This is a genomic window from Dictyobacter halimunensis (assembly GCF_036245075.1).
In genome coordinates this window covers 2,000,137-2,018,380 of sequence record NZ_BSRI01000001.1, presented here as the reverse complement: position 1 = coordinate 2,018,380, position 18,244 = coordinate 2,000,137, and the positions used below count along the sequence as shown (strand labels likewise).

The 18,244-nt window shown below is 52.6% G+C and carries 13 protein-coding genes; 10 read left to right on the top strand and 3 right to left on the bottom strand.

What is annotated here, in order from left to right; genetic code table 11:
• Positions 1–15: 15 nt before the first annotated feature.
• Positions 16–951 carry a threonine/serine dehydratase gene (locus AABA21_RS07985; RefSeq protein ID WP_338248668.1) on the bottom strand — a complete coding sequence of 312 codons (936 nt, stop codon included), beginning with the start codon at positions 949–951 and terminating at the stop codon, positions 16–18.
• 284 nt (positions 952–1,235) lie between these two features.
• Here AABA21_RS07985 and AABA21_RS07980 point away from each other — a divergent pair, with 284 nt between their 5' ends.
• The 3 genes from AABA21_RS07980 (at position 1,236) to AABA21_RS07970 (ending at position 5,275) form a co-directional block, all read left to right on the top strand.
• Positions 1,236–2,999, top strand: coding sequence for a peptide ABC transporter substrate-binding protein (locus AABA21_RS07980; protein ID WP_338248666.1), 1,764 nt, complete (start codon positions 1,236–1,238; stop codon positions 2,997–2,999).
• Positions 3,000–3,640: 641 nt separating this feature from the next.
• A complete protein-coding gene (locus AABA21_RS07975) occupies positions 3,641–3,829 on the top strand; it encodes a helix-turn-helix domain-containing protein (protein ID WP_126601246.1) in 189 nt (62 codons plus the stop codon).
• 1,005 nt (positions 3,830–4,834) lie between these two features.
• On the top strand, positions 4,835–5,275 hold the full coding sequence (locus AABA21_RS07970) for a transglycosylase SLT domain-containing protein (RefSeq protein ID WP_338248663.1): 441 nt from the start codon (positions 4,835–4,837) through the stop codon (positions 5,273–5,275).
• A gap of 139 nt (positions 5,276–5,414) precedes the next feature.
• Here the strand turns inward: AABA21_RS07970 and AABA21_RS07965 are convergent, their stop codons facing one another.
• Positions 5,415–6,746 carry an MFS transporter gene (locus AABA21_RS07965; protein ID WP_338248661.1) on the bottom strand — a complete coding sequence of 444 codons (1,332 nt, stop codon included), beginning with the start codon at positions 6,744–6,746 and terminating at the stop codon, positions 5,415–5,417.
• Positions 6,747–7,377: 631 nt separating this feature from the next.
• Complete coding sequence (locus AABA21_RS07960) at positions 7,378–9,267, bottom strand: GAF domain-containing sensor histidine kinase (RefSeq protein WP_338248658.1); 1,890 nt, start codon at positions 9,265–9,267, stop codon at positions 7,378–7,380.
• Positions 9,268–9,601: 334 nt separating this feature from the next.
• Here AABA21_RS07960 and AABA21_RS07955 point away from each other — a divergent pair, with 334 nt between their 5' ends.
• The 7 genes from AABA21_RS07955 (at position 9,602) to AABA21_RS07925 (ending at position 18,178) form a co-directional block, all read left to right on the top strand.
• Positions 9,602–10,450, top strand: a complete 849-nt coding sequence (locus AABA21_RS07955; protein WP_338248657.1) for a sensor histidine kinase — start codon at positions 9,602–9,604, stop codon at positions 10,448–10,450.
• 289 nt (positions 10,451–10,739) lie between these two features.
• Positions 10,740–12,077 (top strand): L-fuconate dehydratase, encoded by a 1,338-nt coding sequence (locus tag AABA21_RS07950; protein WP_338248655.1) that lies wholly within the window; start codon positions 10,740–10,742, stop codon positions 12,075–12,077.
• A gap of 426 nt (positions 12,078–12,503) precedes the next feature.
• Positions 12,504–13,721, top strand: a complete 1,218-nt coding sequence (locus AABA21_RS07945) for a 6-phosphofructokinase (RefSeq protein WP_338248653.1) — start codon at positions 12,504–12,506, stop codon at positions 13,719–13,721.
• Between the two features lie 116 nt (positions 13,722–13,837).
• On the top strand, positions 13,838–14,587 hold the full coding sequence (locus tag AABA21_RS07940; protein ID WP_338248652.1) for a YqjF family protein: 750 nt from the start codon (positions 13,838–13,840) through the stop codon (positions 14,585–14,587).
• 219 nt (positions 14,588–14,806) lie between these two features.
• Positions 14,807–16,114: a phospholipase D-like domain-containing protein gene (locus tag AABA21_RS07935; RefSeq protein WP_338248650.1), complete on the top strand. Its 1,308-nt coding sequence runs from the start codon at positions 14,807–14,809 to the stop codon at positions 16,112–16,114.
• Between the two features lie 258 nt (positions 16,115–16,372).
• Entirely contained in the window at positions 16,373–17,353 is a 981-nt protein-coding gene (locus AABA21_RS07930) for a D-alanyl-D-alanine carboxypeptidase family protein (RefSeq protein ID WP_338248647.1), read from the top strand.
• Positions 17,354–17,629: 276 nt separating this feature from the next.
• Entirely contained in the window at positions 17,630–18,178 is a 549-nt protein-coding gene (locus tag AABA21_RS07925) for a DinB family protein (RefSeq protein WP_338248645.1), read from the top strand.
• Positions 18,179–18,244: the final 66 nt, after the last annotated feature.

The following is an 18,244-nucleotide window of genomic DNA, read 5'->3' as shown; positions in this document are numbered from 1 at the left end:
TTGATACAGAGATGCTCACTTGATTAGAAAGGCTTCCAGCTGGGCATTGCCGCCGCAGATGAGGACGCCGACGTGCTCATCGGGCGCGGGCTTATAAGCACCGGCCTGCAGGGCCGCGATGCCGGCCGCCGCCGAGGGTTCAGCGACCAGACGCAGATCGTTCCACAGAGACAGCTGAGCGCGGGCCACGGCCTCATCGTCCACCAGCACAACGCGTTCCACATAGCGCTGCGCGATCTCGAAGGCCAGTTCGCCCACGCGTCTCGCCCCCAGCGCATCCGCCGCCAGGCCATGAATTTCTACATCGACCGGGGCGCCGGACTGTAAAGCCCGATACATACTGGCGGTTCCTCCGGTCTCAACGCCAATCACGCGCACCGTATTTTGAAACCAGCTGGCGATCCCACCAATCAGACCTCCACCGCCCACAGCCACCAGCAGTGTATCCAGATCCGGCAGTTGCCGCGACAACTCATAACCCACCGTTCCCTGGCCCGCCACCACCTCTGGTTGATTGTAGGCATGAACCACCAGCGCGCCCGTCTCCCTGGCCCGCTGCTCACTGGCCAGCCATGCATCGGCATATGTCGCCCCAACAATATGCACATCAGCCCCATACGAGCGCAGACGCTCCACCTTCACGCGCGCCGAGATCTCAGGTACAAATATCTCTGCGTGATATCCCAGCTGCTGGGCCGCGTAAGCCACCGCCGCGCCGTGGTTGCCACCGGAGGCAGCGATCACGCCCGCCTGAGGAACCGGCTGCGACAGAAGCCGGTTAAAGGCTCCCCGCGCCTTGAACGAGCCCGAATGCTGGAGCTGCTCCAACTTCAATGAAAGATGGCCGGGACAGTTCCAGATACCGCGCTCAAGCGAGATGACAGGGGTTTGCCGCACATAAGCGGCCACGCGCCGGGCCGCCTGCTCAATATCCTCTCTACTAATCTTCATATATATACCTTTTCTATATTATTTTTGGCTCTATTATAGCACCCGGCCCTATGTACTAACTTAAGGGGTGCAGGGTTCTCCCGCATTGAGAGTGAAGAGAGGCGGCAGGATAGAAAATAGCTCCATTTTTTGAGCACATGCAGTGGCTATGTTGTCTATACTTCTATATGTATTTATATTACGTGAGAGATTTAATCGGGCAAAAGCGTAGTATACAGTGAAGAGTTTTGGTAAAGGAATTATTTCAGCCCGAAATTTTCACCTCGTAGAGTCAGGAGACACTCATGAAATCACATGCATTGTCCAGTCGCCGTTTGCTTCCAGCCCTGCTATGTATCATAGCTGTGCTGCTCGCAGCCTGCGGCGGTACGGCACCGGCTACCACCAATTCGAATACCAACAGTAGCAAAGCCTCAGATGACAAACAGATTTTAATCCAACCCATCACTGGTCGCGCGGACCTCAAAACCTTTGATCCAGCGCTGGCTGGCGATATCCCCTCCATCAATGCCATCAGCAAGGTTTTTACCGGCCTGGTATCCCTTAACGACAAGCTTGAGGTGCAAAAGCAGCTCGCTCAATCTTATGAAGCCAGTCCGGATGGGCTGACGTGGACCTTCAAGTTAAAACCCGGTCTGAAGTTTAGCGATGGAACCCCCCTTACCTCCAAAGATGTCGCGTACAGCATTGACCGGGCACTGGACCCCCAGGTGGGCTCGGGCGTTGCCAGCACCTATCTGGGACTGATCAAAGATTCGGACAAGCGCGGCGCGGGCAAGATCAATACCCTGATCAATGATAGCATCCTTACCCCTGATGATCAGACGGTTATCTTGAAAACCACGCAGAAGGCGGCCTATTTTCTGGAAGCCCTGACATATAACACTTCATTTGTGGTCGAGCGCAAGCTCGTCGACAAATACGGCAAAAACTGGACCGACCACCTGGACGAGGGCGGCGGCGCTGGTCCCTGGAAGGTACAAAAGTTTGACCACGGCAAACAGATCGTGTTTGTGCCAAACACGAATTACTACGGGACCGCTCCCAAGTTGAAAAAGATTGTCGTGCCTTTCTACAAAGATAGCCAGACAGCGTATCAGGCCTATCAGAATGGCCAGGTCCACATCACTGGTGTTCCCTCATCACTGGTCGCGACCGCCAAAACGCTACCCGACAATCAGTATCATCAGATACCGATCCTGGCTATCGACTTCATCGCGATGAACTACCTGACCAAGCCTTTTGATAATATCAAGATTCGTCAGGCCTTCGCCCTGGCATTGGACAAATACGCTCTGGCACATAACGTTGGGAAAGACGCCAACGTCGCCACCAACCATATCGTGCCGCAGGGTATGCCCGGTTATAATGAAAACCTGACCGGTCCACAAGGCGTCAAAGATACCAAAGGAGATGCCACCAAAGCCAAACAGCTGTTTGAGGAAGGGATGAAAGAGGCAGGATATACCCGGGCCAACTTCCCTCCAGTGGTCTTCACGGTCGCGACCGAAGGATCTTCGGATGCCGCCAATGCCTTCAGCGCCATGCAGCAGATGTGGAAAAACGCACTGGGCATCGATGTCAAGGTACGCGATACCGACTTTAATACCCTGCTGGACCAGGCCAATGCGGCCGCCAACAATCCAAAGGGCATCCAGATGTGGTATGCCGACTGGTACGCCGACTATCCAGATCCACAGGACTGGCTGACGCTGCTCTTTGGGAACGGTGCCTCCAAAAATGGCATGAACTATGGTCAGAACAAGCAATCATACGCCGCTGAGCAGCAGGCCAATCAAGCCCTGATGGTGAAGGCGGACGCCAATGCCAACACCACCGAGCGCATGCAGCAGTACAATACCGCCGAGCAGGCGCTGATCAACGATGTAGCCTGGATTCCCACCGCCCAGGAGATCTCCACCTCGGTGAGAAAACCTTGCGTAGTGGGTGTGGTTGATAATGCGCAGGGATTGACCCCACCGGATGACTGGGGCTCCATCTATATCAACAATAATTCGACCTGCGCTAACACCAGCCAGTACAAATAAAGGGAGGAAGGTTGTATCCCGGTGTGCCGGGATACAACGTGTCTTCTTGTGACTCGGACGCTGACGCGCCCGAGTCGTTTTTTATTTATGCGATGTTGTGAAGAAGCAGGCGCCCGGGCGCCTGCTTCTTCACAACATCGCATAATATTACGTAATTATAAAATTTATTCTGCATGTAAGATATTCCTGCCAAAAAAGTATTTCCCAGAGGCATAGAACGCTAATCAACAAAGAATGTGATATAATGAAATACAGCTACGATCAGTTCCCCATGGTGACATTCCTTGAAGAAACATACCCCCCCATATGGTATGGCATATTCGATTCATACACCCGTCTTTCAGCCAGGATAGAGTGCTTTGCTAAGATATGTCGAAGAGGTTATGATTGCGCTTATAAAGTCGTTTTAACGATCATTGCGCGTTACCCCATTGGCATACCATTCCTTGCACTTCTAAGTCACGAAAGGGAGGATGTAGCAAGTCCCGTTCGACATAAGTTATCACGGCTTTACAATTCCATAACATTGTTATACAATGTGCACGTAATAATAAATTACAACATTGTTTCACACCATTTTGATCTAATATAGATAAAAATGAGTGAACGAATATACAAAACCAAAAGGGAGTCTTAAATAAATGAGTGATCTTTTAACCGTATCAGAAGTGGCCGAGATTCTTCGTGTGGATGACACTACTGTTCGCCGCTGGGTCAAACAGGGTGCGCTCGAAGCTGTTGTGCTTCCCCACGTCAATGCACGTCAGGCCTATCGCATCAAACGCGAAACCCTGAACAAAGTTTTGGGCAGCGAAGGCTTGCTCCAGTAAGCATAGCTTTACGAGGCACAAAAAGAACGAGGTCCTATGGAAAATAGGACCTCGTTCTTTTTGTGTCGTGTGGCCGCATACGCGGCCGCATCTTTTTTGTTTTGTAGTGTGGCCTTGCGGTGTCCAGGCCACACTACAAAGCTCCATTACTTAAGTACCTGTAAAATTGACAGCTTGCTTCTACGATTGCATACTGGTAACAGTTTACAAATGTTTTTGAGCGTGAGCGAACCACGAAAAAAACATTGACAGGTACTAAGTAGCTATAAAATTGACAGCTTGCTTTTACGATTGCATACTGTTAAAAGTTTACAGGTGCTTCGGAGCACAGAGAAGGCCTGGAAATTAAAAAAAATAGTACCAAGTACCTATAAGATTTGACTGTATAAATCATTGATTGCATACTGTTGATATCACTCAACTAGAAGTGAAAACACAAATCCTCCAGAGGTATCCAACAGATACCAGATATCGATACAGTTTGTTGATTGAAAACAAATTTGAGTCATACTCAGAGTAGTCCGTTATCGTAGAGCACGCAGTAGTAGTAGACCATTTGCCCCCAGGATTTGACTGTAGGACGCGACGGATCTGGACCAGGGTATAGACATTCACAGGGAAATACCAGTTTCCCATCCACAGAATATCGATAACCAGTAAGCAGATACACACAGGGACGCTAAGTCGGTGTTGTAGTAATCCAGTAAGTTCGTATGCATGACCCGGTAGGTGTTACGGCATCCCCCGACGCTACCAGTAGTTTCCAAAGTTAAGATAAAAACCACAGGATTTCATCTTCCTGTTTAGACAACAACAGGGAATCCTTTTCCAATATGCCATAAACCCTAATTAGTCGTGTCCGCCGCTGCGACGGATAGACAACAGAAGGAAAGCTTTGGTACATACATAATTATGTATGTATGTCCTGACAGGTTACCGGGACTGTATATCGAGCTGTAAAGAGGAGCATATACATTGATTTCAAACAAATACACTGGAGAAACCATGAACAATACACATAAAAACACTATGAATACAACACATAAAAACCGATCCTTCAAACAGCGTATCCTGGGAATCGCATTGGCCGTGATGTTTGCCTTTACACTGGCCGGGACATTTATGGGCATGCAAGCCAGTACCACGCATGCGGCGACCAATGAGACCTACCTGGCCAGCATTATTCACAGCGTGTTTGGTCAATATTCTGGCCAGGCGATGCGCATCGCGCAATGTGAATCAACTATGAATCCAAATGCGCGCAACAGCATGGCCATCGGCGGCAGCTACGCCTCTGGTCTGTTCCAGATCCTCTATCCCAGCACCTGGAACGGTACCTCGCAGGCCGGCAAGTCACCGTTTGATCCACAGGCCAATGCTCGCGCTGCTTATGAACTGTTTAAAAACGATGGCTTCCGCTGGACCCAGTGGCAGTGTAAAGCCTAAAAAATAAATACACTCTCTAAAAAGATCAATCCTTCTTTGAAGGTCTCTCTCCTCCCCCTGAGGAAAGGACCCACTCGGAACATATTCCGAGTGGGTCCTTTCTTTTGTCTGGCGCCAGGGCTCATTTTTCACCTGTCAATTAAGCAAGTCTGGAGGCTTGCGATTCCATTGCGTCGCCAGGAGCTACTTCAAGGTTGCGTTGTTTGGGCATTCTCACCAGTATGGTCAGTATCACTGCCAGGATCAGTGAGGCGGCCATAAAGATGAAGCCGGCACCAGAGCTGCCCGTTACACCATTGAGCCAGCCTACGAAGAAGGCGCCGACAAATGAACCCAGCGCGCCCATGGCATTGATCAGTGCCATCGATTCACCAGCTGCGTTACTGGGCAGAATCTCGGGCACAATGGCAAAGAATGGACCATATGGGGCGTACATACACCCGCCAGCGATGACGAGGAACAGAAAGGCCAGCCAGAAATTTCCGGGTCCGGCAAAATACGATATCATGAAGGCCACGGCACCTATCAGCAAGAAGGGCCAGACATACAGCTTGCGTTGTAATGTGCGATCAGAAAAGTACGAAGCAACAAGCATAAGAATAGCCGCCAGCAGATAAGGCAATGCCGAGAGTAACCCTGTCACACCGAGCTTGAGATTCGAGCCCGCTTTGATGATCGAGGGCAGCCAGAGGACAAAACCATACACGCCAATGCTCCAGAAGAAGTACTGAAGCGCGAGCAGGATAACGCGTCCCGTGCGGAAGGCGGCCCAGTAATTTTTGACCTGGCTCAATCCCTGCTGCTCGTCCGCCAGCGTTTGCTCGACGCTTTGCGCCTGCGGACGTGAGAGCCAGGCGGCATCCCTCGGCCGATCATCAACGAGCTTGAGCCAGATGAAAGCCCAGATCAGCGAAGGAACTCCCTCCAGGATAAACATCCACTGCCAGCCCAGGGCCTGAATCAGATAGCCAGAAATAACCGACATCCATAAGACCGTTATCGGGTTACCAAGGATCAGAAAGGTATTGGCACGGGAACGTTCGCGCTTGGTAAACCAGTGCGTCAGAAAGACCAGCATCGCCGGGAAGACGACGCTCTCAGCAACGCCCAGAAGGAAGCGGTCGATCATCAGCAGCGGCACATTGGTGATAATCCCGGTCAGAGCCGCCAGGATACTCCAGGCGATCAGGGCCCAGAAGACCAGCATTCTGGCACTCCTGCGCTCCGCGAAATTGGCACCAGGAATCTGAAAAAAGAAGTATCCTAAAAAGAAAAGCGCTCCTAGCCAGGAAGAAATAAACGAAGTAATCCCTAACGTTTTCTCCAATCCTCCCGCCGCTCCAAAGCTAAAGTTTGCGCGGTCAAGGTAGGCAAGACTATACGTAATAAATGCCAGGGGCATCAGGTGCGCCCAACGGCTCGTTGGCAGAGCCTCGGCATTGACCGCGACTACATTCTGTTCTTTCATCATAGATCCTTCGTATTTCTAATGCTCGCGCTCATCAATGCGCTTGCCGCAACATATATAGCATGTCCTTGAGATGCGATTGCTGTTGCATGACGATCACATCGGCGTGATGCCGTAAAAAACGTCTCTGATGGGAAGGAGTCATTGTTTATCGATACCACTCATCATCTCGCAAGAAAGATACCAGCCAGGGGTTAGAATGCGGTAAGAATGTGATTGTACTTCTCTTTTTGCAGGGGGAAGTGGGCGCCTCCGCACGGGCGGCCGCGTGCGCCTCCGCACTGGTTTTTTATGTAGGTGCGACAGGGGCGCGGATGCGCCCCTGTCGCACCTACATACTAGGGGCTGTTGAGCACTGTGGGGTTGTTTGCCCATCGGTAAGTGCTTCTGGTTTGAATGTTGCACCTACATACTAGGGGCTGTTGAGCACTGTGGGTGCGAACATACAGGCAAGCCGCAGACGATGAGGGGGAAGTGGGCGCCCCCGCATGGGCGTCCGCACTGGTTTTTTGATTAGTGCAGCGGGGGCGGATGCGCCCCCCGCTGCACTAATCAAAAAAACCAGAGAGGATGCTGATAGCTAAACATATATTTGGCAGGCAGCACCAATCAGCAAGAGAGGGTGCCTGATGGGTTAAAGTATGTCTGGCAGGCGGCAGGTGGTAGATCTTTCTTCACAATAAATAGGCAGGGTAATGTAGAAGGTACAGGTAGGGCGATCTTCTTCAAATGACTCAAACCAGATTTGACCGCGATGCAGTTCTATCAGGGCGCGGCAGAGATAGAGCTCGAGTCCGGTACCAGCACAGTTGTGAGCATCAGGGGTGCTATTGAAACGCTTAAACATTCCTGCTTGCTGCTCGACAGGGATGCGCAGTCCAGGATTTTGTATGCTCACAACTGCGACACCGACCTGGGCCGATTCAAGACCTACCGAGATGTCCAGATCGATGGGGCCACCGGTGGGACTATAGGTGATCGCATAATGAAGCAAATTGGTCAGCACCTGCTCTATACGCTCGACATCAACCTCCACTAGCAGGTGATCCGGCACGGTACGGATGTTGAGTTGATGCCTGGCAACGGTTGGCTGGACACGCTGAACAACCCGGCGTACCAGGGCGAGTAGATCATGTGGCTCCGGCTGTATGTTCAGACAGCCCGCCTGCAGGCGTGTAACGTCCAACAAATGATCAGAAAGCTCGGTCATTCTGACGGTCGCCTGCTCAATACCTTCAATAGCCTCCAGCTGCCGATTCGTCAGCGCAGCCCCACGGCCGCGCTTAATCTGCTGCACCAGGGTTTGCGTGCAACCGCGTAGGGTTGACAGGGGAGAGAGGAGCTCACGGGCCGCGATATCAATAAACTCATCCTTCAAACGCTCGACATCGATCGATAAGGTTATATCTTGATGCACAACAACAGCTAAAGGTCCCCGATCTTGCAAAGAAAGAACGTTGCGCATTGTCGGCCACAGCCAGCGTGGGATACCGATCAAAGAGGTGCTCACATTCATGGGTACATAGCGACCATCGGCATAATGCACTTTTTCCAGTCGCCGATACGTCGTTTTCCTTTGCTGTATCGCTCGCATAATAGCCAGTTGTTCCAAAGAAATGGGCACGCCATTTTCATCGAAGATCGTAATCTGGCTCTGCCGCAAAAACTCACCCCACGGCTGTCCAGGCATCCATTGACCTTGCCACAAAGCAGACGCCGCGCGATTCATCAATACCAGGCGCGCTTCAGGCCCATGCACCAGATAGACGCGGCCGGGCATCTCATCGAGGATGAGTTGCAAAACGGACCTTTGCGCCTCTAATTCCTGCGGCACCTGCTGGTTCGTAGTGCACAACTGCGCACGATGGCATGAACGAATGTTTTCAAGAGACACGGACGCCACCGTCCCCAGGCCAGTCACCAGCAGTTCATCACAGACAGAGAAATGTCCCGGCTGCGAATGCCCTAGCAGTAAAGCGCCGATAACGGCACCATCATAATTTAGCAGAGGGACGCCAAGAAAGCTACGTATAGGAGGATGTTCGGGAGGCAAGGGGGTCTGCAATGACTCGGCACAGCGGGGATCGCGCACATGTGGACTAAACATCTCGCCGCTAGCCTCACTCTCCGTCAAATATGAGCAATAGGCCGTCAGATCAGGAGCAAAAATATCATCGATGCGTACCGGGAAACCATGCTTAAAAATAGGGCGTAACAGACCGATACTCCCAAGAGGAACGGAGCGGGCAAATGCACGCTGCTCATCACTCACACCCACCGCACTGGCGATATGGAAAAAACTCTCATCCCCTGGATCAACCGGTTTTCCATCCGCATCGACATCACACAAAGAGCAGGCCGCCATCTCCGCCGTTGCGACCGCGCAACAGGTACTGGTTATATGCTCGATTAATCGTCCTTCATCGGTTTCGCGCATCAACGCCATGCCTGTGCGGGCAAAGGCAGCGCCGCGCCTGGATGTATCCACATTCCAATCAGAATTATTGATCGCCGTTGAAGCCATAACAACTCACCTCGTATAGCGCGGCAACAGTACCGCTCCCTCCCCATTAAACTCAGCACGACATTACTTCTAATATGTATGTAACACTATAAATCATTACTAGAGCAAGCTTAACAGTATACATTTACCAATATTCGACCGCTACATTTTCTGTGATGCCATTGTGATAGTGTAATACGCTCTGTGCTCTCTTTGTGAGTGCTGAAATCTATACTAGGCCATATCAGCAAATAAAATTTTCGCAGCCCATAAAGATGTCATTGTTACCGCTCCACCAATGGTCAACCTTGAGGATTAAAGCAAGCAAAAAAGTAACACGAGAAGGAGGCGGTGGATGAGAGATATGATAGAAGAAAAAAACCGATCCGCCATAGATCTGCTCACGACCCTGAGCCATGAATTAAGGACCCCTCTGACAGCTATCAAAGGCTATACGTCGACTCTGGTACGGCATGAACAACATCTGAGAAAGAGGGAACGCCTGGAATTTCTGCAGGCGATCCAGCAGGCCAGTGAGCAGTTGGAGGTGTTGATAAATCAGATCATCGAAGTTCAACAGCTTGAGGCGGAGCCTATCATCCTGGAACAGAGGCAGGTAAATCTCTGCCAGCTTATCAACGAAGCAGTGGACGATGCCCGGCATGCAGCTCAGCACTCACTGCGCTTTCAACACAACCATCCCGCAGACCCCTATCCCGTCTTTCAGTTCGAGATTACCGGCTGCACAGAAAGGCAGGAAACTTCACACCAGTTCATCTATGCGGACCGCGAACGCCTGAGGGAAGTGCTCAGGAACATCTTAGAAAATGCCCTGCTCTATTCGCCGCGTGGGGGAAGCATCGAGGTGGGAGTCCGCACGATAAGCATGGACCAAATACTGCCAATCATGCCGCCCACCAACGCCCGGAACCAGGTTCAGGCACATGGTACCACCGCCACCCATAGTCAACGTATGGTCGAGATCTGGGTTCGCGATCACGGCATAGGCATTGAGCCTCAACATCTGAACGAAATTTTTGAGGTGTTTCACCGCATCGATACGCGTCTGACACGCGAAGTGAGGGGACTGGGACTGGGATTGGCCATCAGCAAGCGTATCATAGAGCTCCACAACGGCACCATCTGGGCCGAAAGCGAAATGGGCAAAGGCAGCGTCTTCCACATTCTGCTCCCCGCCGCCTGAGCACGCGTAAAAAACGATCCTTAATATAGAAATAAGACATACTTATTATATGTCAATAAAATTGATCCAGCCATGCAAATCTAGAACCACCTTAACGGCAGACTCCGCATTTAGCTTGTCAGCATCCACATCCATATGGTAGTATATGAAAAATAAACGTGCATTGAGTGTGGCTCATGCAAGCTCTTCCGATATAGCATGTGGAAAACATAGCGCATATAATTATTTATCAATTCACAGCCATGCTAAAAAATGAGTCATACTTATTTTAGTGAAGGGAATAAAGCTCGTGGCCACCACCCCGATCACCATTACCCACTTCAAGACACACGATATTCGCTTCCCCACCTCGCTGGCACTTGACGGATCGGATGCCATGAACAAAAATCCGGACTATTCGGCCGCCTACGTGATTCTCTATACCGACCAGCCAGGACTGGAAGGTCACGGCCTCACCTTCACCATTGGCCGGGGCAATGAGGTCTGCGTGGCCGCTATAGAGGCGCTGGCGCCCATGCTGGTTGGGCTGACGCTGGAATCGTTGACCGCCGACATGGCCGCCTGCTGGCGCCTGCTGACCGGGGATAGTCAGTTGCGCTGGATCGGTCCGGAAAAAGGGGCCATCCACCTGGCAACGGCGGCCGTGATTAACGCGGTCTGGGACCTCTATGCGAAGGCGGAAGGGAAGCCATTGTGGAAGTTGCTGGTGGATATGACACCAGAACAGCTGGTTGCCTGCATCGATTTCCGCTATATCACCGATGCCCTGACCCCCGATGAGGCGTTACACATCCTGCAAGAGCGGGCACAGACCAAAACTGAACGCGAACAAGAGATGCGACAGATAGGATATCCGGCCTATACCACCTCGGCCGGCTGGCTCGGCTATAGCGATGAGAAGATCGAGGCGCTCTGCCGCGAGGCGATCGGGCAGGGATGGACGCATTTCAAGCTCAAGGTGGGCTCCAGTCTAACCGACGATGTCCGGCGCGCCCGCATCATGCGCGGCATCATCGGCCCAGAACGCAGATTGATGATGGACGCCAACCAGTACTGGGATGTCCCAGAGGCGATCGCCTACATGCGACAGCTGGCGCCGTTCGATCCCTGGTGGATCGAAGAACCGACCAGCCCAGACGACATCCTGGGGCACGCCGCAATCGCTCGTGCCATCGCGCCTATAAAAGTAGCCACCGGCGAGCATGTCCAGAATCGCATCATCTTCAAACAGCTATTGCAGGCAAAAGCGATCGACTTCTGTCAGATCGACGCCTGTCGGCTGGGTGGAGTCAACGAGGTACTGGCCGTGCTGCTGCTGGCGGCGAAATTCGGCATCCCGGTCTGCCCCCACGCCGGCGGCGTCGGCCTGTGTGAATATGTCCAGCATCTCTCGCTACTCGACTATATCTGCATCAGCGGCAGCCTGGAGAACCGTATCCTGGAATACGTCGACCACCTGCACGAGCACTTCGAGCATCCCGTCGCTATTCACAACGGACACTACATGCCCCCTACCGCCCCCGGCTATAGCATCACCATGCATTCCTCCTCTCTGCAAGAGTATGCTTATCCTGACGGTCCCACCTGGCAGGCACTACAACACAACCACTCCTCTCAACGAGCCTAATATTAATGGGTTGGCGCAGTACAGCGGGTGGATGCATTCGCATCCACCCGCTGTACTGCGCCAACCCATTAATATTCAATAGACTTTTGGAATACCGGGTACCATAGAAAACAGGGGGACATTGATACTATATACCTGCAAGGGACAGATACAACAGTCATAGAAGAAACGCAAATACAAAAAAATTCGGGCCGCGATCAAATGTGTGAATACCACACATAGAAGCGGCAATGAATCGTGATATAGTTCTATGCCGATAGCAGGTTTCGGATCGACACGAGTGATATAATTTTCTCTATACATCTTTGTGGTGGGGAAGCGCTTCTCACCATCAAGAGTGGACGGAAAACGCCCCCGGGCCGCCATCACGAGCGGCCGGGGGTCGTAAGTAATAGAGAGTAAGTCTCAGTTGAAAAGAGGTTTCCCATGCCAGGACATGTATCAAGCCCCATTCGCTCGCTCGGCGTGCTAACCGGTGGCGGCGACGTGCCAGGGCTCAACGTGGCAATTAAAGCATTAGTATACCGCGCAGAGACAATGGGTATTCGCGTTATGGGCTTACGCGCCGGTTGGGAAGGGATCACCTTCCTGGATCGGTCACAGGGACAGGAGGCTCTGATCTTCCAGGATGAAGACCCCAGCACCTGGAAGCATGGCTATTTGATGCCCCTGACACGCCTGAATACCCGCAGCATCGACCGCCAGGGAGGCACGATACTGCAGTCTTCACGTACCAATCCTGCCAATATGCGTGTGAGCGAGCTACCTCCCCATCTGAAATCTTATGGCGAAGGACACAAACCAGAGGATCGCGTCGACCTGACGAAAGAGGTTATCGCCAACCTGGAGTTTCTGGGCCTTGATGGCCTGGTGGCGATCGGTGGTGACGACACGTTGAGTTACGGCTCCAAACTAGCCGCCGTCGGCATTCCCGTCTGGGCGATCCCCAAAACAATGGATAATGATGTACCCGGCACCGATTACTGCATCGGCTTCCAGACCGCCATCAGCCGCGCCGGAGAGTTTATTAACCGTATCCGCTCAACCGCGGGCTCTCATCGGCAGACCGTGCTGTTCCGGATGTTCGGGCGAGATGCGGGCTTTACCGCGCTCGAAACGGCGGCCGTGACCTGGGCCGACCGCCTGATCATCCCTGAAGTTCCCATCAACATTGATCGCCTGGCTGACCTGGTAATGAAGGACCGGCAGAATCCCGAAGGATATTCATTCGTCGTCATGTCCGAAGGTGCCAACATGGGTGTTCCGGTGCCTACCGTCGGTGAGGCCGATGCCTATGGTCACAAGAAAAAAGCCAATGTGGCGGAGTTCCTGGCGGACCAGCTAACCGAGCGCATCTCGGGGGTACGCTTCTTGCCGATCGATCTGACCTACTTCTTGAGAAGTGGCGAGCCAGAGGTGTATGACAAAGATATCGCGATCCACTTTGCCAACCTGGTCATGAGTAAGGTCAGCGAAGGGATGCATAATGTGATGGCTGCGCACCGCAATGGAGACTACATCGTCACAGATATTCCCGGCAAGGATATTCCGGCCCGTCGTGTCGATCCAGCCGACTACCACGAGGAGCGCTATCGCCCACGCTTTGAGCGCATCAGCGGTCCTTACCAGCCACAGATTCGCTAGGCACAACAGAAATAGGGGGGATGGAGCGAGGAGAGTCATGTTCACGGCATGCCTGCCTCGCGTCCAGCTACAGGAGGGAATCCCTGGTATCCCCCGACCAATGAGAGGAATAACACGTGCGCACAGAAGAGATTCTCCATACGACTCAGCATCGCAACTATCCATTGCCAGCGGGACCCTGGATCATGAAGCAGAACTGGCATGAACTGCTCTTCGCGCACTGGCCGATCGCCCCGGCAAACCTGCAGGCCTTGATGCCTTCAGCCTTTAAGGTTGATACCTTTGAGGGCAAGGCCTGGGTAGGGGTCGTTCCTTTCCGCATGAGTGGTGTCCGGCCACGGGGACTTTTCGCGGTGCCCGCGCTCTCGGCATTTCCAGAGCTAAATGTGCGCACCTATGTATCACTAGATGGACGGCCCGGCGTCTACTTTTTTAGTCTGGAGGCAGGCAATCCGATCGCCGTGGCCCTGGCGCGCTCAATCTTCCATCTACCATACTACAATGCCTTGATGCGAACGCAGCGCATCGATGATACCATCTACTACCGCAGCCAGCGCACTCACAGAGGCGCCCCGCCCGCCGACTTCATCGGCCGCTACCGACCCACCGGCGAGGTCAACTATGCGCAGCCGCACTCGATCGAATCCTGGCTCACCGATCGCTATTGCCTCTACACCAATCTGGGCTCTCACCTCTACCGGGCCGATATCCACCATCTCCCGTGGCCGCTCCAGCCAGCCGAAATGGAGGTCACCCGCGACACCATGGCCGCCTCGCACAAGATTCATCTACCCGACACAGCTCCCTTGCTTTATTATTCCAAACGCCTCGACGTACTGGTCTGGCCCATTCAACGTATCCAATAATGTAGCTGGTCATGCAGTTCTCTAATAGTTAGAGTGCGTCAGACACACTTTCATAGAGAAACTGTGGGTGGTTTATGTTACCTATTCTTCCCCCTCCTATCCCTTATTTGTGCGCCCGGCCTGCTACTCCATGCTATAATAGCAACTAATGACCTTATATTATTGTCGCTATACATCCATAATAGATTGATGAATTAAATGAAAATGCAAAAAATCGGGATGAAGATACAAAGGCGCAGGCGCCGCATCCCAACAAAAAAAATACAGCTCAATATATCTGTGTGGGAGCGCTGGTGGCAAAACTTCTCATTCACCAGGCTGATTCGCAACATTATAATCGGCATCTTCTCGGCCCAGGTCCTGACAGCAGGAATTTTGCTCGCGATCTCGGCCATCCGTGACCACAACAAAAAGCAACGCAAATTCCCCACCATAGAGCTCAAAGAGGTGCAGATCGGTGCCAACCGTCTGCAGTTGTATGGCTATGGGAAGGACCTCTATAAAGCGATGTTAGAGGCCATTGACCAGGCCGAAGAAAGCATCTACATCGAATCGTATATCTGGAAAGATGACCAGGCCGGTTGGGACTTCAAGACGCACCTGGCCCGCAAGGCGGCCGAAGGCGTCGAGGTCTATGTTATTTTTGATATGATCGGGAACCTGGTAGTGCCACGCCAGTTTAAAAAGTCCTTTGATCCCTCTATCCATTTGATGCAATACCAGGCGTTCGGCACGTATCGGCACGTTGTTGATCCACGCCACTACGCATTGGATCACCGCAAATTGCTGATCGTAGATGGCAAGACAGGCTTTATCGGCGGCTACAACATCGGCAGCCTGTACGCCGATTACTGGCGTGACACCCACGTGCGCATCCAGGGGCCAGCCTCAGTTGAGCTTGCTCACTCATTTGTTGATTTCTGGAACCGCTTTGGTCCCAGGCACGATCCCATCCGGCATCACTATCAGCGCAGATTTGATCCCTTGATCAATCTGCATGGCAACGATGCCCTGCGCCTGACCTTCCCCATTCGCGATATGTATATCGAGGCCATTAATCGTGCCGAACACTCGATCTACCTCTCCAACGCCTATTTCGTACCCGATGGATCGCTGCTGGACTCATTAAAAACGGCCGCCCAGCGTGGCGTCGATGTGCGCATCCTCGTCCCCTGGACATCTAACCACGTGGTCACCGACTGGATCTCGCATAGCTACTTCAGCGAGTGTTTAGACGCAGGCATCCACATTCTGGGCTATCGCCACGCCATGCTGCACGCGAAAACCTGTACCATCGATGGACAGTGGTCCACTATCGGAACCGCCAACCTGGATCGCCTGAGTTCCATCGGCAACTACGAGATTAACCTGGAGATCTATAGTTCAGATTTCGCGCAACAGATGGAGCGTCTTTTCGCCTGCGATACAGAAGATGTGATCGAGCTTCGCGCTGAAGACTGGCATCACCGGCCCTGGTATACCAAACTTAGTGAGCATATTCTAGCCCCTCTACGCTTTATGATGTAGGATCGACAAGCAAAATCATGCTCGTTATAGAGTATATATAAGTATCTATAAAACCAGGCTTTCGCACCTGCGGCGCGCCACAGTCATGTTTCGTACCTGCGGTGCTTCACAGCCATATTGAGAGTTGGTGCGACAGGGCGCGAATGCGCCCTGTCGCACCAACTCTCATAACCAGCGCGGCCGCTCATGTGCCCTGCAAGATGAAGTCAAATCACGCTTATAAATAAAATGGCTAGAATACGAGGTTAATATTTTCTGATGAAACGAGTCGTCGTTGCAACAGTCTTAATTATGCTCGCCCTGGAACTCCTTCTAACTATCCCGCTGATGCTTCTTACTCCCATCGGCCCTACCATACTGGGCAGCCTTAATCCCACCCCGACACCTACTCCACAGCCGGTTTTAAGCGCCAGCGGGCAGACGCCCCCCACGCTTAAATCGCCGGTTTCCTATCTACTGGATGCCGATACCAACGACGTGCTGGACAACGTCCGTGGCAATGAACGCCTGCCCGTGGCCAGTACGACAAAGATCATGACCGCGGTCATCGCGCTGGAGAAGAGCCAACCGGACCAGATAGTCACCGTCAAAGATGATGCGGTCAAAGAGGTAAAAGACAATTTTGGCAGTACCGCCGACCTCAAGGCAGGCGACAAGGTACGCATGATCGATCTCCTTTACGGCCTGCTGCTCCCTTCCGGGGATGACGCGGCCATCGCCATCGCCGACACCATCAGCGGCTCACCCGCCAACTTTGTCAAGGTCATGAACACCTATGCCCACAAGTTACACCTGAACAACACGCACTACATCAATCCAGACGGGTTGACATACTACACCGGGACCGATAAAAAGCCCGATCCCAACGAATACAGTACCGCGGCCGATCTGGCCCAGCTCACCCGCTACGCCCTGCGCAATCCCATATTCGCCCAGATCGTACAGATCCAGCACTACCATTTGCCGGCCACCGCCGACCACGGAGCCTACAACTGGGACACCACCGATGACCTGCTGCAAGCCTATCCAGGCACTATCGGTGTCAAAACGGGCTTCACCCTTGAAGCCGGCTCCTGCCTGGTATTTGCCGCCAAAAATGCCAGGCACACCCTGATCGGCGTACTCTTACAGGGAAAAGACAAAAACGATCGCTTCACAGATGCCCCTCAACTGCTTGACTGGGGATTCAACCTGCCACTAAAGGCGCCCACGCCAACACCAACGCCCATCCAGAAATAATATGTACGGTAACAGGGGCACATCGCGCCCCTGTTACCGTACATATTATTTCTGGACACCTACGGCGCGCAGAGGCCGTTTTTGTAGTAGTGCACCTGCGGCGTGAATGCGCCTCTGATACACCACTACAAAAACAGAGTATAGGGACGCCTGCGTTCCCTACTCCCCGGAGTATTTGGCAATGCGGCGCTTTTTGTGCATATATAAGAGAGGTAGTGCTAATCAGAATAAAATCTATTCATTAACACTACAACCTTTAATGATGGAGCTTTGTATATGTTACAAATCGATCTTGCAACTTTACGCGCAGGGACGGCCTCGTACACTGATCTTACCAGTGCCATCAGCCACGCCGATCTACGTACCGAAACCAGCGAATTATTTAACAACATCCAGACCATTATCGCAAACGCGACGGACGCGGCCGTCACGCTGGTACCAGAGGATTCCCAGGCCGGCGAAGGTGAGCACGGCTGGACCCTGGGACATGTGATCGCCCACCTGACAGCCTCGCTAGAGGAACAGGCAACCACGTCCGCCTTGCTCGCACGCGGCTTTACCCTTGAACAACGCTTCCACACCGAAACACCCTGGGAAAGCATCACAACGGTTGAGCAGCTACAGGCGCGTCTGCGCGAATGCAACCGCCTCTGCAACGCCTATCTGGACGCGTGGCCCGACAATCCCGATCTCAGCGCAACAGTCACGCGCATACCATTCATCGGTCCCATGAACGCCATTGGCTGCTACGTGCTTGGCATTCTGCATGGCCAGATGCACTATGATCAGCTCAAAGAAATCATGCGCCAGGCCAGGGAAGCCTAACATCCTACCCATAGGTATGGTTGTTGCTGGATGTGCTACATAGCGCATCCAGCAACAACCACAATC